Source organism: Planomicrobium sp. CPCC 101110, from assembly GCF_007859395.1.
Taxonomy (GTDB): domain Bacteria; phylum Bacillota; class Bacilli; order Bacillales_A; family Planococcaceae; genus Planococcus.
In genome coordinates, this window is the sequence record NZ_VOHD01000003.1 from 1568639 (window position 1) to 1588636 (window position 19998).

A 19998-nucleotide genomic window follows, 5' to 3' on the forward strand; every position below is an offset into this window, starting at 1 on the left:
TTCAGTCAACTGAATCCCTCTTTTTTTTACAAACGATTTAAAGCGTCCTCAATTTCATCGTCCCCTGCAATGATTTCAAACGTTTTTCCATGGAGCTGCTCGCTTGCCAGCGCGTAGTGAAGCACTTTCGCGACATCTTCCCGCGGAATCGGACCGCTTTCCAAATTTTCGCCTGCTTGGATTTTTCCGGTGCCAGGTTCATCTGTCAAGGCGCCAGGGCGAATGATTGTGTAAGCAAGGCCACTTGACCGGAGTATGTTGTCGGCATGATGTTTGGCCACATAATAAGGGGCGATTTCATCTCCCCATTGTTCACGGCGGTCAGCATGGATGGCACTGACCATCAGAAAGCGGTCAGTGCCTGTTTTCTGGGCCGCTTCAATGGTTTTGGCAGCGCCATCCAGATCGATCAATAAGGTTTTATCGGCACCAGTTGCCCCCCCGCTGCCGGCCGTAAAGACAACCGCCTCGCATCCAGCCATCACAGCCGCGATTTCTTGTACGCTTTCCTCCAAGCTGACCAAAACCGATTCGACATTCAAACTATTGAAAAAGCTGATCTGTTCTTCCTTCCGCACCATTGCTATGGGTGTATGATTCGGATCTTCGCTGAGAAGTTTCACGAAATGCCGCCCGATTTGCCCGTTCGCGCCGACTACCAATACTTTCATAAAAACACGCTCCTTTCGAAATGGTTTACTTGTTCTATACCCTCGCTTTTTTGCTTTAAGCAGAGAAGGCCTAAAACAGCGGTTTTATCAAAATAGTTTGAAATAGGACTTTCTTAACAAGTTGACTTTGTTGTAAGATTGACTTATACATAGTTAAAACCATTATATTGAAATAGGAGGAGCTCAATGGAACCGAGAAAAAAACGGAAAAACAGAAATCATATGCCTGAGAAAAGCCATTCAGGCTTATCTTACGGAGTTTTAAATGTTCAACACCATCAGATTGAAAGAAAACCAAACAAGTTCTTCGACTTTTTGACGCAGACTTTTCTTTTCCTGCTTGGCGGCGTGATTCTTTGCGGCATGCTTTATGCTTTGGTTTCCTATACATAAGAGTAGAGATGAACTGGTTTTAAAAAAATATAAAAGGGGACTTTTGATTGATAACTTATCCTAAAAGGTCTCTTCGCACCATAGGTGTCACAGCCCCATCTTCCGGATTGCGGGAAGAGTTGCATCCTTTGCTTCATTTGGCGAAGGAAAGGCAAGAAAGCCGGGGATTCCAAGTCAAAATAGGGGAAACACCGTGGACCCAGTTTGAAGCGAAGTCAGCGCCAGCTGAGAAGCGGGCGGGCGAGCTGATGCGAATGTGGACCGACGATTCCATCGATCTGATTTTTCCGCCATGGGGCGGGGAATTGCTGATTGAAATTTTGGAACATCTTGATTTCAGCCGAATCGGACCAAAGTGGATTTTTGGCTATTCGGATACCAGTGTTCTGTTATTGGCAGTTACGTTGACGACCGGCATCGCTACAGCCCACGGAACGAACATCATCGATCTGCGGGGAGAAGAAGTGGACGGGACGACTGCCCGCTGGCTGGATGTTTTGAAAACAAAAGAAGGAGAGAAGATAGTACAGGAGTCTTCTCCTTTGTTTCAACGAAAGTGGCAGCATGGCAATCCGTCGCCTGTTGTTTTCCATTTGACGGAGCCGACAGTATGGAAAACCGCTTCAAACCAACCGGAAAATTTTTCAGGGCGCCTGCTCGGCGGATGCATTGACGTGATCCGCCATTTGGCAGGAACTCCGTATGGGGACGTCCGCCGTTTCCGCTCCAAGCATATTCCGGGGGAAGCGGTTGTTTGGTTTTTTGAAAACTGCGAATTGAGCGTCACTGATTTGAGACGATCGTTAACCCAAATGAAGTATGCCGGTTGGTTCGAAAACTGCAGCGGGCTCATGTTTGGAAGAAGTCCGGCCAATACACCGGTTGGGGGATATACAGCAGAAAAGATGTATGAGGAACTGGCGCATGAAATGGACCTTCCGGTCATCTACGATATCGACTGCGGGCATGTTCCGCCACAACTGACACTTGTCAACGGCGCATATGCAGAAATAGAAGCCAAAGACGGCAAAGGAATCATCATACAGCAATTCAAGTAATTGGAAAGGACAGGATGGATGGATATAAGAATTTTATCTGTTGAAGACGCTGAAGCATATCACGCGCTTCGAATTGAAGCGTTGAGAAACGATCCTGACGCATTTGCCGCAAGGCTTGAAGACGCGCTGAAAAAGCCGGTCGAGGCGACGAAAGAAAATCTGGCCCAGGAAACTGCGGTTACATGGGGTGCGTTCGTTAATGGGGAGCTGGCAGGAAATGTCACGATTTCCCGCAACACTTTAGCCAAGATGAACCATAGGGCGTCGGTCTTGGCGGTTTATGTAGCACCGGAATCACGCGGCCAAGGATTGGCGCGCAAGCTGATGGAAGAGCTGATCCGCTATGCGGAAAACTGGAGCGGCCTTGAAAGGCTGGATTTGGCTGTTGCTGCCCACAATGAGCCGGCGAAGCGTTTATATGCGGCACTCGGCTTTGAAACTTATGGATTGGATCGCCGCGCTATGAAAACAACCGGAAATTACATCGACGAAGATTTGATGGTGAAATTCATATGAAAAACGCCGATCCGCTGAAGGATCGGCGTTTTCTCTTTAGAGGACCAGATGAATGCCGTTTCAAGAGCCGGGCAGGAGAATCAGTTTGTCATCTTCATTGTCCGGCTGGCCGCGGCCGTCCGTATTGTTCGTAATAAATACACTTCATTTCCATCTGCCAAAACATCGCGTATGCGGCCATACCCCGATTGTCGCAAACAGGACTCCGTCATCGTCCAGTTCAAGCCGTCCGCCGTGATGGTCTGAGCCGGTCGGTATGCCATCAAGCAGTACCGCTTTTTCCTGCCATGTGTTATCCTGAAGTTCGAAAATGGCAATTTTGTTCAACGGCTGCCCATTTTCTTTGTATACATAATATCCATATGCTTGTTTGGTTTCGGCGAAATCAGCTTTCAAGACAAAAACAAGAAAACCGGCTTCCGGAACAGAGGCGAGGGGATCGGAAAACCGGACTTCTTGACGCGCCAATTCACCAGCTGCGTCAATATAGGCGGCAGTCCCTGAGCGTTCGGAAATGTAAAATTCATCTCCTGTTTTATTGATTGCCCACGGTGTCAAGCCCTGTAGCAATCACTTCGGCCTCTGCCGGTGCGTTCCTGCTGAAGGAGCCGTGGTTTCTTGGTCTGGATTTCCGCCGGCCGGGCTTTGTTTTGTCATCCCAGGAGAGCTGCAGGCTGTGAGCAAGTTCAAGGAAAACGGCAAAGCCAACAGTTTTTTCATTGCATAACCTCCTTTTTTTCATCTAAGGGAAGGCGCGGTGAATAGGAAATGATAAAGGAGGGGAACCATGTCTTTTTACAAGGAAGCGAAAGAGCAGGAAGAAATCCGCAAAAAGAAAAACCGCATCCGGATTGCCACCTGGATTATCATTGCGATTGCACTCGTATTGGTCTGGTATTTCACCAAATAAGAAAAGAGCCTTACAAGGAAGGCTCTTTTTTTACTTGCCGCATATCGGCAATAACCAGTACGATTGTGATTCCGATCAGAAGGTTGATCACCAGCGGATCGAGAAACCGGTCCCGAAGTGCGAAAGCGACCGTGGCCGCATAGAATGCCGCATTGGCCAGTTTAGTGGCCGGAGGCAAGGGAGCGCCCTTTGGAAAACGCAGCCGTCCCATTTGGAACAGAAGAAACGACAGCAGAACCACCAAAAAATAGGGCCAGCTCAACTGGCCGACAGCATTGTTGATGAGAAGGAAAACGGCCAAAGGAATACTGTAGAACATAATGTATTTCATATCCATTCACCTTTTCATTGTTTATTATTTCGTGAAGAAAAAAGCGTGTATAAATTATACACAGACAACCCGACAGCCAGACCCACGACAATCAGGGAAATGACAGGATAAACGGATATTCCGTTGTTGATGATTTCAACAGCACGCGTATAAAGGATCAATGGTCCAATGATCAAAATAAAAATATCAAGAGCGGTTCCAAGTTTTGTTCTCATAATGGCATCCTCCAATTTGCTTAGCTCTTTTAATAGTAACAGACTTCATCCCGGACGTCTTTGTACAAAAATAAAACACCCGCTCCATAAAGGGGCGGATGTTCAACCGTTCATTTGTTGGCGCGGAGCTCGCTTCTCGCAAGGTCGTCAGCTGCCCGGTTTTGCGAATCCGGAATCCATTTGATAAAGCAGAAATCGAATTCTTCGGAAATCTTCAATGCTTCTTCCAAAAGCGGTTTGAACTTCTGGTTTTTCGTAAAGCCCCTGTCAAAAGCATCCACCGCCACCTGGGAATCCGACTTGATGGAAACCATGCCGGTCGATAATTCCCTCGCCAGCTGCAAACCCTTGACAAGCGCGGTGAATTCAGCCATATGGTTGTCCATTTCGCCGACATATTCGCTCCATTTCACCAAATGGCCTTCTCCTCTGATAAAAACTCCGACCGCGCTGACTTTCGGAGTTCCGGCAGTTGCCGCATCGACAAACACTTCAAGCATGAAATCACCTACTTCTCGTCTGCCGGTTTGATGCGTTTGGCCATATAGCCAAACGGCGTATCAAGTACAGAGACGATAAATTTAAGAACGTACGTGGAAAGGAAAATCTGGATCCAAATATCAAACGGATAAACGCCGTAAAAGGCGATGCTTGTAAAAATCAATGTATCAAGCAGCTGGCTTACCAGCGTGGAACCGTTGTTCCGGATCCAGAATTGGCCATCCGAAGGGAAAATCCTGCGCAGGGCAGTGAAAATTCATACATCCAGATGCTGGCTCGCCAAATAGGCGATCATGCTGGCGACAGCGATTTGGGGAATCAAGCCGAAGATGGTGTGCAGCGATTCATCAGCAAAATCACTTGCCGCCGGTACAAATCCCATGCCGAATTGCATTGCGGCAATCATGGCCAAAAGTGATGAAAACCCGAGCCAAACAGCTTTTTGCGCATCTTTTTTGCCGTACTTTTCATTTAAGATATCAGTTGCCAGGAAAGTGGAAGCATACAAGCTGTTGCCTAATGTTGCAGTCAATCCGATAATCTCTATGGTTTTGGTCACTTGTATGTTGGCCAAAATCGTAGAAATGGCAACCCAGGCGAACAATCCCGATTTCCCAAAGAATTTGTACATGATCATTAACATCAAAAAATTGGCCAAGACAAAGCTGAGCCCAAGAAATTCATTGAACAAAAAAAGTCCTCCTTAGTTTTGATAAAGCGGGAGTTCACGAACCGCTAAAACCTTATGAAAATGTCCTAGAACAGTATATCTATTGTTGGATTAAAACACAAATGCATAGTAAAATAACAGAATGCTATTTTTCTGAGGAGTGAAGCAGTGAATAAACTTTCAATTATGAACGAAATAGATGAAATGCTCGATACGTACTGCGAAGGCTGCTTCGTAAAGCGGCAAGTACGGAAAGACCATGGAAAAACAGCTGCACACCGTTTTTGCATCAGCAAATGCACCGTCGGCTCGCAGCTGCAGTTTTTAGGGGAAGAGCTGAACAAGATCGGGACAAGTGAAAAATGATCACCAAAAAAACTCCTGTGTGCGGAAACAGCCATTTCCATACACAGGAGTTTTTTATTCGGCTTTGCTCTGCGGCTTTGCTTTACGCAATTGCAGCACTTCATCTGCCGTTTGGGGAGGAGCGCCGTAGAGCTCTTCTCCTTTGAAAGCATGGACTTCTTCATATGCTTCTTTCATTTTCTCCATGACCCAATCTTCGGACTCCGTATTAGGGGACCAGTAAAAGATATCCATTTCACTGCGCTCTCCGGTAATGGGGTGTTTCCTTACATATTGGATTGATGGAACTTTTTTGAAATTCTGCTTTTGGTAAAAACGTACACGTTTTGCTGTTTCGGGGTCTTCTTGGGAAATGGGGTCAACTTCAAGGATGATCATCTTATTTTTCTTTTTGACCCGATCGATGATTTTGCTGCCAAGGCCGCTGCCGCGCGAAGAACTGTTCACCAATATATAATCGATAAACAGAAAATCGGGTTTTTCAAAATAAACCAATGTATATTGGGGTCCTTCATCAAGTTTATAGCCGTCCGGTTTTTCCTTGAACAACTGCTTCATATGGTTTTCCGATTTCATTTCCTTGACCGGGAAATAATCGCGGAGGCTTGAAAACCAACTTTCCATCGCATTCAGTTCCTTTCTCTGCTGCTGAGATTTTGGTTATTCAATTTCCCCCCATAAATGGATAATAAACCTTTATGGAACGAAGGTTTATATTTTTTCGCATTAGGAAATACTCTAATGTATATTGCAAATTATCATGGGGTGAGAGGAAGTTATGCTATGACTGAAACAAACACGAACAAAAAAAAGACCGCCATTCTAGGATGGAGTATTCCGGCAATTGAAGCGATGGACAAATTGAATCGGCCATTCGTGGTAGTAGGGCCGCCAGATTTCATCAGTTTCGCCAAGGAACATGATATTCCATTCGTGCCATGGGATTTTGACCGCTTGAATGAAGGTTCAGAAGAGCTGTATGAACAACTGGCTCAAATGGACGTGAAACTGGCTGTTCCCATCTATGAAGAAACCGTTGAATGGGCAGGCGTATTGAACGCCAAGTTTTTCGATGACCCCCGCGTTTTCAACCGGTCGCTGCTGCTGCGCGACAAAGGTCTGATGAAACGGAAAGCGCAGATGTCGGGCATCAAAGTGGGCGTGTTTGAAGAAGCTTATTCAAAAGATGACATTTACCGCTTTTTGAAGCGGGTGAATGATGCATTGATCAAAATTGACGGCGACGTGAATGACCCAATCCACATCAAGCCGCTGAACAAGGCGGGCACAGTCGGGCATATGGTCATCCGCGATGCAAGCGATATAGATAAAAGTGAAGTGCAGGAATTCCCCTACTTGATGGAAAGCCATCTGGACGGACAGGAATTTTCCTGCGAAGCTTTTATTCATAACGGCGAAATCAAATTCTTGAACATTACCGAGTACGTCAAGCTTGGCCACTCCAACTTCGTACCAGCATCTCCGGCATTGGAAGAATGGCGTCCGCAAATCAGGGAACAAATCCAAAAACTGGTCGACTCGTTCGAAATCAAATACGGCGTGATCCATCCGGAGTATTTCATTTCCCACGACGGGACATTGAACTTCGGGGAAGTTGCGGCGCGAGTGCCGGGCGGGCATATTTTCGACTTGATCGAACGCGCTTATGGGTTCAATGCCTTCCAAGCACAAATCCTGTGCAGTGATCCGGATACGACCCCAGAGGAATTGGATGCGTTTTTCCCGGAAGAAGTAACTTCTGCCCGCGGCTACGCTGGAAGTTTGATGGTCTACCCGCGTGTGCGCCTGATCGAAAAATTGGATATTCCAGCCGAGCTTAAAAATGACCCTTACTTTGAAAAACATGATTTGTTCATCCCCGTCACTTCAAAAGTAGCGGAACGCGTTGGATTCGGCAACCATTACGGCACTTTGTTCTTCTTCGGGGAAGACAGCGGCCGAATGACCGAACTGCTTAAAAAATACGAAAAATATGATTTCTATCATTGATAATCGGGGGTATACGTATGGCTACTGAAGCATCTACTGTAAAAGAAAAATTTGGGCAAGCCCTCCGGACTCTTGAAGAGGCAAAACCGTTTGCCAAGAGCATGTATCAGACGGAAGTTTTCCAGCTTGCCACCGAACTGGCGGCAACTGATGAAGGATTGGAAATGCTGTATGAATTCGCGGCTGACTTTGACAGGGCCGGGGTTTTCAACGGAGGCCCATGGGCAGAAGCGGACAACCTGGAACCGGCATTTGTCGGAGGGTCCCTTCGCGTAAAGGGCCTGAATTCAGTGGTGGAATTGCTGAGCGAGCTGCGCATGCTGTCTATTACGGAAGAGAAATATGTCCATGAAAAAGTTCCGCCTGAAGAAGCTTCCGCTTTTCTGAATGAAGTGCTGGCTTTGAACTTGGATTTGTTGTTTCCCGCCGAAACAGAGGAAGCGCGTGTCGAAGGCGGAGGGGCGCATCTTGAGCGCGGCGAACGGCTTTTCCGTTTTCTTGGGAGCAAGCTGTCCTACCGCGCGGTAGCACACAAGCTTGTGGAGGAGATTGAGCGATTGACAGTCCAGCGGCCAATCATGGTCGACCGGATCATCAACATGATTGAAACCGCGACTCAAATGATCGATGAAAATATCGATGAAAACACGAAAGAAACACTGCAATATTTCCAGAAAGCGATCACAACTCCTACTACGATGAGCGAACAGCAGCCGAACCTGAAAGAATACCGCAGAAAACTGGTAGAAGCAGACGACGAAACGCTCAGAAAAGAAGCACGGGAGTATGCGGTGTCCATGAACAAAACGGGCCTAGTGGCTCCGATCGCGGCTATTTTCATGCGTTATCTTAATAGAAGCAAGCCCGAACTTATTCCGGAGTTCCTCGACTTGTCTGAAATGGGAACGGCAAGTTTCAATGCGAATCAGGAACTTGTCCGCGATATGATTCACTTTTCCGTTTACCCGCAAACAAGCAAAGTGATCTACGGCTTGTTCCGGATGCTGGACCGCGGGGTATTGACGCAGGAACCGCTAATTCCCGCCATTCGAAGACTGTTTGACATCGATATACGTCCTGAAGTGAAAAAGCGGATATTGCGGCAGGACTTCCGGAAAGCGGGGCTTTCTGCAAACGGAGTATTGATAGGCGGCGTTATTTCCGTTCTGGGCCAACCGCTTGGAATCGGACAGGGGCTGAACCCGACATGCCAATCTGCTCGCGCATTAAGCTTATGGGCACAGCATGGCGTTGGCCAACTTCTGGAGTATATTGCTCGGGCTGTGCGGGAAAATGATATCGACATGACTTTCGAAGGAGAGGAAATCCACTCGAATTCAATTGAAGACGGGGTTGCGGGCGAAATCCATCATGAATTGGATCCGGTTTCGAGCGTACTTGTCCCGCATCTTGATAAGATCTACAATGAAATGATGAAGAAAACCTTGCTTCGTGGAGAAGATGGCCATAAATGGGTCAACCCGGAATTCTATGGCGAATGGATTCCGCGCGGATTTGCCAACATCATTGATCCGTTCACGGGATTTGTGACAGATTATGATGCATTTGTCCGCTTGTTCTATGCAACACACCATCCGCTTTATAATGAGGGATATGAGTTGATCTATCCGAACCCTGTCGGCATCTACATCACCAATGTCCACGGCAAGCTGCTGGGGCTGCATGCGGTTTCCATTCAGCGCATTGCCCAGGATCCGGATGAGGAATACCGCATCTATTTCTATAATCCGAACAACGACAGCGGACAGAACTGGGGCCAAGGGATCGAGACAAGCGTCAGCGGAAACGGGGAGCTTGAAGGCGAATCTTCACTGCCATTCCATCAATTTGTCGCGCGCATGTACGCGTTCCACTTTAATCCGTACGAACAGGGCGACACATATATGGTAGAAGACACTGACGTCGAAGCTATTGAAAAACTGGCGCGCGAAAGCTGGGGCCAGACCTATACTTGGGCATAACAAAAACTGAACAACACAGGCCAAGACCCGGGGATAATACCGGGTCTTGTTTTGGGTTGCCTTTTCTTTATTAGCCGCTTCAGCATCTATTCGCATAAAAAAGGGGACTATTCCAAACGTCAATTTGAATGACTTTTTGGGATAGTCCTTTTCTGTTGTTTGCCATTGGTTTTTTAAGGTTGAATCAGCACTACATTAGCTGCTTGGGGACCGCGGTTGCCGTCAATAACTTCAAAAACAACGTTCTTGCCTTCCTGGAGCGTGCGAAACCCTTCGCCTTGAATACCGGTAAAATGGACGAAAACCTCATCACCGTTGGCAGCTTCGATAAAGCCATAGCCTTTTTCTGCGTTAAACCATTTCACTGTTCCTTGGTGCATGCACGTTCCCCCTAGTATTGAGTCGTAGCGCGGTACCATTAAAAAAGTCTTTTAATGGTGGCTATACTATACCTGAAGCCTTTCCAATCGTCAATGGCATGAAACACGATCAACGGAGAAAGGTTATAATGGAAGTATTAGATGAAAAGGAGACCTGTTATGACAAAAGCGATTATTGAGCAATGCGAAAAAGTGGTTAAAGAAATCTACAGCACATTTGATGCGAGCCATGACTGGCAGCATATCGAACGCGTGATGCAAAATGCGAAGGAGATCTTGAAGCATGAGAAAGCGGATGCATTTTTGGTGGAAATGGCAGTTTTGCTTCATGATGTTTCCGATCCGAAATACCGCAAAGAAGGAGAAGATTTGGAAGGGGATATCATGAACAGCCTTGGTTTGGCGGAAACTGTAAAGTCGGAACTCCGCGGCATCATCCAATCCGTATCCTTCAAAGGCGGGAGCGGAATTCCGGCTGAAACGGCCGAAGCGAAAATTGTCCAAGACGCTGACCGGCTGGATGCCATCGGGGCGATCGGCATTGCACGAACGTTCGCTTTTGGCGGAGCGAAAGGCCGCAAGCTTTACGATTGGCAAGAACAACCGCGGCAAAATATGAGTGAAGAGGAGTACCGGTCAAAGCCGACAAGCAGCGCTACCCATTTTTACGAAAAGCTATTGCTGCTGAAAGACCGGATGACCACTGCTTCAGGAAAGCAAATCGCTGAAGAACGGCATCAATTTATGTTATCCTTTTTAGAGCAACTTCAAAAGGAAACGGATGGGAAAGCATGAGCCATATAAATATAACAAACTTAACAAAAACTGTTGGAGCCAAAACTTTATTCAAGGACGTGGAATTTTCACTGTATCCAGGAGAGCGCGCGGGCTTGATCGGTGTTAACGGAACAGGGAAATCGACGTTGATGTCGATATTGGCCGGTGAAGTCGAAGCCGATTCGGTAACTGTAGACCACCCGAAAAAATACCGGATCACGTATTTGAAACAAGAACCGGAATTTGACGAGTCTTTAACCGTTCTGGAAACGGTCTTTTCAGGTGATTCCCCGATATTGGCATTGAATCGCTCATATGAACAGGCACTTCAAAATATGATGGTCGATTCAAGCTCTACGCAGCTGCAGGACGAGCTGATGAAAATACAGGAAGGCATGGAGCGGGAAAATGCATGGGATGTCAATGCGCTGGCGAAAACGGCATTGACGAAACTCGGCATTGACATGTTCGACCAAAAAATCGGTGAATTGTCAGGCGGCCAGCGCAAACGGGTGGCGCTGGCAAAAGCGTTGATCGAGCCAGCGGATCTGATCTTGCTCGATGAACCGACCAACCATCTGGATGCCATATCGACGGAATGGCTGCAAGAAACGCTGCTGCGCATGAACAGCGCCATGTTGTTTGTGACCCATGACCGTTATTTCCTGGATGCGGTATCGACCCATATTTTCGAGCTGGCCGACCAGACGATGTATACCCATAAAGGAAACTACGGCGATTATTTGGAAAACAAAGCAATTCGCGATGAAATGGCAGCTTCTTCACAACAAAAATTGGAAAACCGCTTCCGCTCTGAGCTGAAATGGATTCGCCGCGGCGCAAAGGCGCGTTCAACAAAACAGAAAGCACGCATTCAGCGCTTTGAAGAAATCAAAGAAAATGTTCAAAAAGAAAACGACAACACATCTCTGGAGCTGTCCATGCAAAGCCAGCGCCTCGGCAAGAAAATCATCGAAGGCGAGAATCTGGGCATGGCTTTTGGCGACAATGTTATTTTCCGCAGCTTCAGCTTCCTTCTGCAAGGGGGCGACCGAATTGGAATTGTCGGCCCGAACGGTGCTGGGAAATCAACATTGATGAAAGTGCTTGCGGGTGAGTATGGACCGACAGAAGGCAGAATTGACTATGGCAGCACTGTTAAGATTGCCCATTTCACGCAGCATTTGCCAGATATGGACGAATCCCAGCGCATGATTGAATACATTCAGGAAATTTCCAGCGACTATGAAGCCGCAAAAGGCGTCCGCTTATCTGCGACCCAGATGCTGGAGCGCTTTCTGTTTCCTTCAAATGCGCATGGCACGTTGATCGGGAAACTGTCAGGCGGAGAACGCAAACGCCTATATTTGTTGAAATTATTGATGGAACAGCCGAATATCTTATTTTTAGATGAGCCGACAAATGACTTGGATATTCAAACACTGTCTGTCTTGGAAGACTTCCTGGAGAACTTCCCGGGCGTCGTTATCACAATATCGCATGACCGCTTTTTCCTGGACCGCATCGCACGAAAATTATGGACGACCGGTACAGGGGAAATTTTGGAATATCAAGGGTTGTATACCGAGTTTATCAAGGAAAAAACAGAGACCGTAACGGCCCCAGTGATAGAATCTGAACCTGCAAAAGAAGCGCCAAATCCTGAAAAGCCGAAAAAGAAAATGACGTATAGCGAACAAAAAGAATACAGCACCATTCTCGATGATATTGCGGAAGTGGAAGCGCAAATCGAACAGCGGCAAGAAGACATGGCATCTTGTGGTTCCGACTTTGAGAAATTGAACAAAATAACGGAAGACATTGATAAACTGACCGAGCAATATGACCAGATGATTGAACGGTGGACTTTCCTCCAGGAAATCGCAGAGTCATAAATCGAACAGGAGGGACTATGTGTGAAAATCAAAACAATCGAACCGACTCCAAGCCCGAATACGATGAAAGTGATCATCGACCAGGAACTGCCGTTTGGCAAAAGCCATAATTACAACGAGAGCAATTTGGAAGGCGCTCCATCGGAAGTGAGGAAAATCCTGGCGGTGAAAGGCGTTAAAGGCGTATACCACGTAGCTGATTTTCTTGCGGTCGAACGAATCGCGAAATTTGACTGGGAGGCGATTTTGGCAGAAGTCCGCCGCATATTCGGCGAAGACAGCAGTCACGCAAACGATGAAATTCAGATTGATGAACATTTTGGAGAGGTATACGTCCACGTTCAGCAGTTCAAAGGAATTCCGCTGCAAGTGAAAGTGTTTGACAGCACATCTGAAAAACGCTTTGCGATGCCGGAACGATTTATGAAAGCGATGAGCGCCGTCATGGATCCGGCTGAGGAAAACTATCTGCTGCAGCGCAAATGGGCCGACTATGGCGTCCGGTATGGGGAAAAAGAAGAAATCGGCCAAAGCGTGGCCGAAGAACTCGAAGCCGCTTATCCACAAAGCCGTTTGGATGGCATGGTTGCAGAGAACCAGGAGGAAGATTCGGAAACGGTCGTCCGCGGCCGGAAAGTAACAGTGGAAGAATTCGATGTTCCAGACTGGGAAACGCGTTTCCAATTGCTTGAGCAGATGAACGAAGGTGAACTCGACGATCTGCCGCTCCTGTCAAAAGCGCTGGAAGATGAGAAAATGTCTATACGCCGCCAGGCAGCCATTTATTTAGGCGACATCAAAGACAAAGCTGTTGTCCCCCTTATGGAACGGGCGATGAAAGATAAAAGCTGGGCGGTCCGAAGAACAGCCGGAGATGCCATAAGCGATTTAGGTTTTCCTGAATTCGAGCCGATCATGATTGAAACATTGAAAGACAAAAACAAACTTGTCCGCTGGAGAGCTGCAATGTTCCTGTACGAAGCAGGGACTGAAGCAGCGTTGCCCGCTTTGAAAGAGTCGGAAAATGATCCGGAATTTGAAGTGAAGCTGCAAATCAAAATGGCAATTGCCCGTATTGAACAGGGCGAAGAAGCAAAAGGTTCGGTTTGGAAGCAAATGACCGAAGCCCGCCAGGCGATAAAAGAAGATTGATGGCAGAACACTGGCCTCAGCCCGTTCCAAATGGTGCTGAGGCCAGTTTTTTTATGCAGATGGATCCGATGGAGAAAACAAAATGTTTCTCAAATCGGAGAAAGAGGTAAACTCCATTAAACACAAAGTATTTCACCGAGTGAAAGCAGCGGTGAAATGGGAGGGGTAAAACGATGGAATCAGACATCTACAGCATTGAACTGCTTCATCAGGGGAAATACGAATCATGGGAGTTCAAAGATGAAAGCGAGCGTGACGAGTTGTTCAATAAGGTGAAAAAAAGATACGCAGGCAAAGAAATCCAGGACAAAAACCATGCGGATGATCGGAATATTGTGCAACTGAGCGCTACGAGCCTGCATATCAAAGCGGGGAATGACGTGTCCCAGACCGTGCCATTTGAATGGTATGATTATGACGTGTTCGGTGAGATGCTGTCGTATATCAACAGCCAGTACACCAAACAAAACAAAAGCATTTCTTGATCTGACGAAAAAAGCCGATTTGTGCAGGGATTCTTCCCTCTTTGCCGAATAAGGAATAGAGAAAGGAGGGATACGATGCCAAAAAAGTTCAACTTGATTTACCATTTCGTGGACGGCGATACATGGGGGGGCGAAGAAGTGGATGTGCATGTAGCGGCAGATGAAATCTCCGATCATTTCACACAAAATCTTTGCCAGCCTGACGTGGAATTGGTCTCGCATTCAACAAACGAAAAAAAATTGGTGAAAGATCTAAAGTCGGTAGAATTAGTTTTCAGGTGGTGAGTGTCCTATTGGGCGCTCTTTTTTCATTTTTCTGGAGCTTCCAAAAGCGAACAAAAAGAGAAGATAAACCGAGAAGGCTAAAGGGGATTTTCTATACAAAAAGAAGCTGCAATAAACTGCAACTTCCGGTGCGCCTTGCATACTCCGCCAATCTAATAATTCTTCAATACATCGTCAATGGCCGAATTGGCCACCAGTTGGACGGAAATGATCTGATTGATGTTAAGAACCGCATGTTTGATATGGTTGACTGTTTTGCCGGTCTTGAATTTTACATCCTCCAATAGGATCGTTTCACTAAAATCCAGATCCTTCAGAAAGTGATTGTCCTGGCTTTTCAATTCAGATCTTGTATAGAAGTTGGCTTTGGAATAATTGATCGGTACAAGTTCATCCGCGTGCGCAGGTTCTCTTGTTTCTTCTTTGATCGCCAAAAGTTTGCCGAAATAAATGCCTGCCGGCGTGATGAACGATAAGGAGTTGTCCCGTCCAAACTCCCCTTCCATCGCCAGCCGAAGAACGTTGATGGTTTCTTGCATATTCCCCATGATGAGCACCTCCTTTCCCTTTAACAATTCGACAAGAAAAGGGATTTACCTACTGTTCTGGACAAAGTAAGATGGAATATTTCTGAATAGCAAATGCCCTTTTTGAAATGAGCGGGAGAAAAAAGAACCACGATATGAATCGATTGAATCATATATTTCTTATATTTTAAATATATTTCTATAGTTTTTAGTTCAGAATAAGCGTTACTTCCTTAAAAAAGTATGATAATCTAATATTAATGTTAAGGGGGATGCCTTGTGAATATTACGATCAAAGGAAGAACGTTAAACGAATCACGGAGTTATTTAGTAGCCAGGGAAATAATAAGAGAGACCGATGTGGAACATCCATTGGATGTCGAAGCGTTTCTCCAGGAATATACGATTGAAGAATGTGAAAAATCCATCATCCTTCGTCCTCCGACTGTCGAAGGCATACATATATCTTTGCTGAAGCCATCCAAATAGGGTGGCTTTTTTGATTGCAGCCTGAATGGGATCCTCAAGTAATTGGCATTGGAATTGATATTTCGGAAGCAGAGGGAAAGAAGGAGATTTTTGTATATGTCCAAGAGGGTTTATGTGAAGAAAAAAGACTACTGAAATTTTTAGATAATGGTGCTTTATAACTAACTAAAGCGTATAATATCCTTAGGTAAATTTTAGGAGGGAGTACGCAATGGAAAATATTTTATATCGTTTGACTACAAGTACGGAAGAACCTTCTGCAAAGGGCAAGGAGACACATTTAGATTATTTGGATTATGAAGAGGCTTTGTCATGCTACAACAAGGCTATCGAATCAAAAACTTCCGGCGAAGCGGATGTCCAGGCTTTTGAAAAACCATACCTGTTGGTCAAGAACGATTATGAAAGCAATCCTCGTGGGCAGTGGCATTGGTGCAATCTGAAAAATGAAGAAGGAGCTTTGTTCACGATGCGGATTGAGCCGATTCATTTTTTTGAGGCGGAATATTTTGCATCCGAAGACATTGAAGAAAGGTACAAAGCGATATACGGATATAAGGAAAACTCCTCCAGTTTTTTTACCCGGCTTTTCAAGCGCAGAAAGTGAATCCCCCTGTTCTGAGCATCGAAACAAATACTTTTTTCCACCTATGATGGAAGCACTAAACAATGACGGCTCAAGCGGAAAATTAGGAAACTGGTTCGCGGGTAGGTTAGAATAAAAGGAGAAAACGCTTTGAACCAGGCGTATTTGAATTTTAATGAAAGAAGGCGGAAACATGAATGCGTATGATGAATACATGAAAGGCATTGTTGCTCCAATGCGCCAGCAATTGACTGACGAAGGCTTCAAAGAATTATTGACTGCAGAAGAAGTGAATGAACATATGAGCGAAGCATCAGGAATCAGCCTGGTCGTCATCAACTCCGTGTGCGGATGTGCCGCTGGTCTTGCTCGTCCGGCTGTTATCGAAGCGGTAAGACAGGCTGATGCCAAACCAGACCACTTGGTGACCGTTTTTGCTGGCCAGGACAAAGAGGCGACAGCACAAATGCGCAATTATTTTGAAGAAATTCCACCGTCATCTCCGTCGGTAGCGGTATTGAAAGATGGCCAACTGGCTTACTTCATTCCGCGCGAGCAAATTGAAGGACATCCCGTCGATCATATACGCGAGCACCTAAAGCAGGTGTTGCAGCAGGTAGCTGCAGAGTGAAAACGGTTGTGACGACGGCGTACCGGACAACGGACGCCTTGGTAATGAAAGGCGGGATAATTTCCCGTGATTTAGGAGCCCCTTTTATAAGCCGCAACAAGCGTTCCGTCGGCAAACTGCATGAAGAATTGGGCGCTGATATCCTTGTTGTTGCAAAAGAACGCCTCGAGTTTTATCCGATGGGTAAAACCGAGCCGTTCTTTTTTCATCCCAATTCTTCTGCTTTTCGGACAAAACGCCCGCTAGAAGAAGACCCATTGATCGAAGTATCTGGCCTTGGAATCGGCGATTCGTTTGTCGACTGCACATTAGGCATGGCATCTGATGCCATTGTGGCCTCGCAATGGGTAGGGAACGAAGGGGAGGTGGTCGGTTGCGAGTCCCATCCGACAATTGCCTATGTCATTGGAAAAGGACTGGCTGCATATGACAAAATGCCGCATTTATCCGAAGCCATGAGGCGGATCCGCGTCATTCCGGCAGACGCCGTCGCATACTTGTCTTCGCTGCCGGACGATTCTGTGGACGTGGTTTATATGGATCCGATGTTCACTGAAGAAATTGCGGAAGCTTCAAATTTCCTGCCGCTCCGAGAGACTGCGGATATGGGGCAGCTGACTGGAGCCTGGGTAGGACAAGCGGTTCGGACGGCCCGGAAAAGCGTCGTGCTGAAAGCGCATTTCAGGTCAGGCGATTTTGAAAAGTACGGATTCAAAAGACGCGTACGGCCCAATACGAAATTCCATTATGGCGTCATCGATTGCCGTCCTGAAAAAGTTCCGGAATGAAACATGCCGGAACTTTTTTTCTGCTGAAACAAAAGAAGAACAAAAATAGCAGGCAGATCCGATTGCTTCGGGTCCGCCTGCTATTAAAACTTTTTGTGCATAATAAGTTTTCAGTCAGTTTTTCATATAGATCAATCTGTATAATGCAATGAAATCAAATATGCAAGCATGCCCAATAGGCCAAGCCCAGCCAATAATGAAGTATCCAAGAAATTTCCTCCTTTTTCGAAAAAACAGAGCTAAATGAATAACTTTATTGTACAATGAAATACAAGAAGATGAAACCTTTACCAATAAAATTCGTCTAAAATAGCAATGTAAAGTAAGAAATTGTTCAAAAATGAGGGTGATGTTGATGAAAAGCTGGTGGCAGAAATCACTGATGATTGCAGTGGCCGTCTTGACATTGGGCGCTATTTCCCCGAACCATACATTGTGGGAAACCATTCTTGACGATAAAGGTACACAAAAATCACATGCAGCCGCGAATGAAAGCAAAGACTATACTTATGACTGGGTCGATTTAAGCGAGTATTATGTTAACGGCCGGACAGTGATCGATTCGTTTTATCAAACTTCAGAAGAGCAAGCTTATATGAAATTCGGTTCCCGCATAGGACCGGTTATTCAAGGCCAATTCCAAACCGCAATATTGCCGAATATCCAGCAAGCGATCGATATGCATCTTGGCAGCCTTGGAGCAGAAAAGTTAAACCGGTTGGCCATCAGCGAAAAACCTGCTGGAGATTATGCTGAAAAAATATTTCACATTTACGACATCAACACTAAAAAAGATGAAATCCGATTCCATGTAAGAACAGAGAAAAAGCCTCAAGAAGGCTACTTTTTCAATTTCCATTATCATATTGCGGAAGACAATTACCAAAAACATTATGCCCTTGGCGATATTTATTGGTCGAAAGACACGCCGCCCAAGTGGCTTTCCTAAAAACCGTTACAGTTGTAACGGTTTTTTTTCGTAGTTTTTGTTATTATAAAAAGGATAACGGAGGGGAACAAATTATGAAACAATATTTAGATTTATGCGAACACATTCTACATAACGGAACAAGAAAAGAGGACCGTACCGGAACCGGAACGCTCAGCGTGTTCGGCTACCAGATGCGGTACAACTTGAATGATGGCTTTCCGTTGATGACAACAAAAAAAACGGCATTCCGGCTGATCGTTTCGGAATTGCTGTGGTTCATCAAAGGTGATACGAATGTCCAGACGCTGATCGCGGAAAACAATCATATCTGGGATGAATGGGCTTTTGCCCAGTGGGCCGAAAGCGAAGAATACGAAGGACCGGACATGTCGGACTTTGGCAGAAGGGCGCAAAAAGACCCGGAGTTTGCTGCGGTCTATAAAGAACAGATGACGATTTTCCAAGAAAAAATCCTGTCGGACGATTTGTTCGCGGAGAAATACGGCGATTTGGGGCCGGTGTACGGAAAACAGTGGCGCTCATGGGCGACAACGACGGGCGATACGATCGATCAGCTTCGCAACGTGATTGAAGCGATCAAAACAAATCCCGATTCCAGACGCCATCTCGTGACGGCGTGGAATCCGGAATTTGTGGACGATATGGCACTTCCGCCATGCCATACGATGTTTCAATTTTACGTGGCAGACGGCAAGTTATCCTGCCAGTTATACCAAAGAAGCGCAGATGTTTTCCTGGGCGTTCCTTTCAATATAGCTTCATACGCCTTGCTCACCCATCTAGTAGCCAGAGAATGCGGACTTGAAGTCGGGGATTTTGTCCATACGACAGGAGACACACATTTATACACAAATCACCTGGAGCAAGTAAAAGAGCAATTGACCCGGGAGCCGAAAAAGTTGCCTACATTAAAAATAAATGAAGAGATTGAGTCAATCTTCGATTTGACTCTATCGGATATTTCTATAGAAGGCTACGACCCGCATCCTAGAATTTCAGCTCCAGTGGCAGTATAAGGAGGAATAGGCATGATTTCGTTAATGGTGGCACATGATCCGAACCGGGTGATCGGCAAAGACAATCTACTGCCTTGGCATATCCCTGAAGATTTGGCATATTTTAAAAAGCATACACTTGGCAAAGGAATCGTCATGGGGCGCAATACCTTTGAATCTATAGGGCGCCCGCTGCCAAAGCGGCGCAATATTATAGTAACGCGCAATCCGGAATACCAAGTGGAAGGCGCTGACGTGGTCCACACGCTGGATGACGCCATCCGGTTAGCCTCAGAAGTTCATGAAGAAATTATGGTCATTGGCGGAGAAGAAGTTTTCCGGTCGGTTTTGCCGCGTGCGGACCGCCTTTATATCACAATGATCAAAAAACCGTTCGAGGGGGACACTTTCTTCCCCGAGTATGGAACCGAAT

General features: G+C 46.2%; 29 protein-coding genes and 1 pseudogene. 20 read left to right on the top strand and 10 right to left on the bottom strand.

Translation table 11 applies throughout. The annotated features are described in order from the left end of the window. Positions 1–26 precede the first annotated feature (26 nt). Positions 27–671 (bottom strand): SDR family oxidoreductase, encoded by a 645-nt coding sequence (locus FQV30_RS07655; RefSeq protein WP_146499497.1) that lies wholly within the window; start codon positions 669–671, stop codon positions 27–29. A gap of 186 nt (positions 672–857) precedes the next feature. Here FQV30_RS07655 and FQV30_RS07660 point away from each other — a divergent pair, with 186 nt between their 5' ends. The 3 genes from FQV30_RS07660 to FQV30_RS07670 are packed head-to-tail and all read left to right on the top strand — an operon-like array spanning position 858 to position 2638. Then, positions 858–1064, top strand: a complete 207-nt coding sequence (locus tag FQV30_RS07660) for a hypothetical protein (RefSeq protein ID WP_146499498.1) — start codon at positions 858–860, stop codon at positions 1062–1064. A gap of 47 nt (positions 1065–1111) precedes the next feature. Continuing rightward, positions 1112–2122 (top strand): S66 family peptidase, encoded by a 1011-nt coding sequence (locus tag FQV30_RS07665; protein WP_146499499.1) that lies wholly within the window; start codon positions 1112–1114, stop codon positions 2120–2122. Between the two features lie 18 nt (positions 2123–2140). After that, a complete protein-coding gene (locus FQV30_RS07670) occupies positions 2141–2638 on the top strand; it encodes a GNAT family N-acetyltransferase (protein ID WP_146499500.1) in 498 nt (165 codons plus the stop codon). Positions 2639–2782: 144 nt separating this feature from the next. Here FQV30_RS07670 and FQV30_RS07675 read toward each other — a convergent pair whose 3' ends face one another. Together FQV30_RS07675 and FQV30_RS17900 are read right to left on the bottom strand one after the other, a co-directional pair. Next, positions 2783–3208 carry a PQQ-dependent sugar dehydrogenase gene (locus FQV30_RS07675; RefSeq protein WP_146499501.1) on the bottom strand — a complete coding sequence of 142 codons (426 nt, stop codon included), beginning with the start codon at positions 3206–3208 and terminating at the stop codon, positions 2783–2785. Further along, entirely contained in the window at positions 3209–3358 is a 150-nt protein-coding gene (locus tag FQV30_RS17900; protein ID WP_186725549.1) for a hypothetical protein, read from the bottom strand. Between the two features lie 67 nt (positions 3359–3425). On the opposite strand from FQV30_RS17900, the gene FQV30_RS18180 reads away from it, so the two are divergent. Beyond that, positions 3426–3548 (top strand): hypothetical protein, encoded by a 123-nt coding sequence (locus tag FQV30_RS18180; RefSeq protein ID WP_255473350.1) that lies wholly within the window; start codon positions 3426–3428, stop codon positions 3546–3548. A 10-nt stretch (positions 3549–3558) separates the two neighbouring features. On the opposite strand, the gene FQV30_RS07680 is transcribed toward FQV30_RS18180, so the two are convergent. The 4 genes and pseudogenes from FQV30_RS07680 to FQV30_RS07695 form a co-directional block, all read right to left on the bottom strand. Beyond that, positions 3559–3879, bottom strand: a complete 321-nt coding sequence (locus FQV30_RS07680; RefSeq protein ID WP_146499502.1) for a hypothetical protein — start codon at positions 3877–3879, stop codon at positions 3559–3561. 14 nt (positions 3880–3893) lie between these two features. Beyond that, positions 3894–4094 (bottom strand): hypothetical protein, encoded by a 201-nt coding sequence (locus tag FQV30_RS07685; RefSeq protein ID WP_146499503.1) that lies wholly within the window; start codon positions 4092–4094, stop codon positions 3894–3896. Between the two features lie 110 nt (positions 4095–4204). Continuing rightward, positions 4205–4594, bottom strand: a complete 390-nt coding sequence (locus FQV30_RS07690) for a ribonuclease HI family protein (protein WP_146499504.1) — start codon at positions 4592–4594, stop codon at positions 4205–4207. 8 nt (positions 4595–4602) lie between these two features. After that, positions 4603–5286, bottom strand: a pseudogene (locus FQV30_RS07695) (queuosine precursor transporter). A gap of 147 nt (positions 5287–5433) precedes the next feature. Here FQV30_RS07695 and FQV30_RS07700 point away from each other — a divergent pair. Then, a complete protein-coding gene (locus FQV30_RS07700) occupies positions 5434–5631 on the top strand; it encodes a zinc-finger domain-containing protein (protein ID WP_146499505.1) in 198 nt (65 codons plus the stop codon). A 54-nt stretch (positions 5632–5685) separates the two neighbouring features. On the opposite strand, the gene FQV30_RS07705 is transcribed toward FQV30_RS07700, so the two are convergent. Continuing rightward, a complete protein-coding gene (locus FQV30_RS07705) occupies positions 5686–6255 on the bottom strand; it encodes a GNAT family N-acetyltransferase (RefSeq protein ID WP_146499506.1) in 570 nt (189 codons plus the stop codon). Between the two features lie 159 nt (positions 6256–6414). Between FQV30_RS07705 and FQV30_RS07710 the strand changes: the two genes are divergently transcribed. Both FQV30_RS07710 and FQV30_RS07715 read left to right on the top strand, forming a co-directional pair. Further along, entirely contained in the window at positions 6415–7641 is a 1227-nt protein-coding gene (locus FQV30_RS07710) for an ATP-grasp domain-containing protein (protein WP_146499507.1), read from the top strand. Between the two features lie 17 nt (positions 7642–7658). Beyond that, on the top strand, positions 7659–9623 hold the full coding sequence (locus FQV30_RS07715; RefSeq protein WP_146499508.1) for a hypothetical protein: 1965 nt from the start codon (positions 7659–7661) through the stop codon (positions 9621–9623). 173 nt (positions 9624–9796) lie between these two features. On the opposite strand, the gene FQV30_RS07720 is transcribed toward FQV30_RS07715, so the two are convergent. After that, on the bottom strand, positions 9797–10003 hold the full coding sequence (locus FQV30_RS07720) for a cold-shock protein (RefSeq protein WP_146499509.1): 207 nt from the start codon (positions 10001–10003) through the stop codon (positions 9797–9799). Positions 10004–10162: 159 nt separating this feature from the next. On the opposite strand from FQV30_RS07720, the gene FQV30_RS07725 reads away from it, so the two are divergent. From FQV30_RS07725 to FQV30_RS07745, 5 genes are all read left to right on the top strand, one after another. Beyond that, entirely contained in the window at positions 10163–10798 is a 636-nt protein-coding gene (locus tag FQV30_RS07725) for an HD domain-containing protein (RefSeq protein WP_146499510.1), read from the top strand. Next, on the top strand, positions 10795–12675 hold the full coding sequence (locus tag FQV30_RS07730) for an ABC-F family ATP-binding cassette domain-containing protein (RefSeq protein WP_146499511.1): 1881 nt from the start codon (positions 10795–10797) through the stop codon (positions 12673–12675). Before FQV30_RS07725 ends, FQV30_RS07730 begins: the two co-directional genes overlap by 4 nt. Before the next feature lie 21 nt (positions 12676–12696). Then, positions 12697–13827, top strand: coding sequence for a conserved virulence factor C family protein (locus FQV30_RS07735; RefSeq protein WP_146499512.1), 1131 nt, complete (start codon positions 12697–12699; stop codon positions 13825–13827). A gap of 173 nt (positions 13828–14000) precedes the next feature. Further along, the gene (locus FQV30_RS07740; protein WP_146499513.1) at positions 14001–14312 is read left to right on the top strand and encodes a hypothetical protein; all 312 of its coding nucleotides are present in this window, start codon (positions 14001–14003) and stop codon (positions 14310–14312) included. Positions 14313–14387: 75 nt separating this feature from the next. After that, the gene (locus FQV30_RS07745; RefSeq protein ID WP_146497619.1) at positions 14388–14597 is read left to right on the top strand and encodes a hypothetical protein; all 210 of its coding nucleotides are present in this window, start codon (positions 14388–14390) and stop codon (positions 14595–14597) included. Positions 14598–14749: 152 nt separating this feature from the next. On the opposite strand, the gene FQV30_RS07750 is transcribed toward FQV30_RS07745, so the two are convergent. Beyond that, a complete protein-coding gene (locus FQV30_RS07750; protein ID WP_146499514.1) occupies positions 14750–15145 on the bottom strand; it encodes a hypothetical protein in 396 nt (131 codons plus the stop codon). Positions 15146–15403: 258 nt separating this feature from the next. Here FQV30_RS07750 and FQV30_RS07755 point away from each other — a divergent pair, with 258 nt between their 5' ends. From FQV30_RS07755 to FQV30_RS07785, 8 genes are all read left to right on the top strand, one after another. Continuing rightward, the gene (locus FQV30_RS07755) at positions 15404–15613 is read left to right on the top strand and encodes a hypothetical protein (protein WP_146499515.1); all 210 of its coding nucleotides are present in this window, start codon (positions 15404–15406) and stop codon (positions 15611–15613) included. A gap of 14 nt (positions 15614–15627) precedes the next feature. Continuing rightward, positions 15628–15774, top strand: a complete 147-nt coding sequence (locus FQV30_RS17905; protein ID WP_186725550.1) for a hypothetical protein — start codon at positions 15628–15630, stop codon at positions 15772–15774. A 50-nt stretch (positions 15775–15824) separates the two neighbouring features. Next, positions 15825–16220 (top strand): hypothetical protein, encoded by a 396-nt coding sequence (locus FQV30_RS07760; protein ID WP_146499516.1) that lies wholly within the window; start codon positions 15825–15827, stop codon positions 16218–16220. 172 nt (positions 16221–16392) lie between these two features. After that, a complete protein-coding gene (locus tag FQV30_RS07765) occupies positions 16393–16830 on the top strand; it encodes a BrxA/BrxB family bacilliredoxin (RefSeq protein ID WP_146499517.1) in 438 nt (145 codons plus the stop codon). Continuing rightward, the gene (locus FQV30_RS07770; protein ID WP_146499518.1) at positions 16827–17618 is read left to right on the top strand and encodes a class I SAM-dependent methyltransferase; all 792 of its coding nucleotides are present in this window, start codon (positions 16827–16829) and stop codon (positions 17616–17618) included. The genes FQV30_RS07765 and FQV30_RS07770 overlap by 4 nt, the downstream gene beginning before the upstream one ends. A 355-nt stretch (positions 17619–17973) precedes the next feature. Next, positions 17974–18567, top strand: coding sequence for a YpjP family protein (locus FQV30_RS07775; protein WP_146499519.1), 594 nt, complete (start codon positions 17974–17976; stop codon positions 18565–18567). A 74-nt stretch (positions 18568–18641) separates the two neighbouring features. Further along, entirely contained in the window at positions 18642–19586 is a 945-nt protein-coding gene (locus FQV30_RS07780) for a thymidylate synthase (RefSeq protein ID WP_146499520.1), read from the top strand. Positions 19587–19598: 12 nt separating this feature from the next. Next, positions 19599–19998 (top strand): dihydrofolate reductase (locus FQV30_RS07785; protein WP_146499521.1); only part of this gene is annotated, 400 nt, incomplete at its 3' end.